Source organism: Vibrio sp. 10N.261.55.C5 (assembly GCF_041470505.1).
Classification (GTDB): domain Bacteria; phylum Pseudomonadota; class Gammaproteobacteria; order Enterobacterales; family Vibrionaceae; genus Vibrio; species Vibrio crassostreae_C.
The window spans coordinates 1-329 of the sequence record NZ_JBFRMS010000143.1; the positions used below are offsets into that span (position 1 = coordinate 1).

At 36.8% G+C, this 329-nt stretch carries 1 protein-coding gene; it reads right to left on the bottom strand.

Annotated features, from left to right (window positions below; genetic code table 11):
- Window positions 1-4 precede the first annotated feature (4 nt).
- Window positions 5-329 (bottom strand): hypothetical protein (locus tag AB4263_RS24365; RefSeq protein ID WP_372099050.1); only part of this gene is annotated, 325 nt, incomplete at its 5' end.

The following is a 329-nucleotide window of genomic DNA, read 5'->3' on the forward strand; positions in this document are numbered from 1 at the left end:
GCAATCACCGAAATACGCACAAGGGAACACGATTCAATTTATTGAAGAGTTCGCCTTCAGGTAATTTAAACATTCCACTAAATTTTTGCATTATGACATGAGCCTCAAAACCAAAATCCTCATAAGTATCATCAGCGATCAAAGCTAATGATGTCGCTGGCCGCCCATCTTTCCAACCATACCGATGAAAACGATTTTGTATATCATGAAATATTGGGACAACATTATAATGAAGCTCACTAATACGCCTTAGTTCATTATCATCGAGCTTCAGTGTTTGGTCTTTTATTTGAGGTAATTTATAAACATACTCGGCTTTGTTGCGTAAT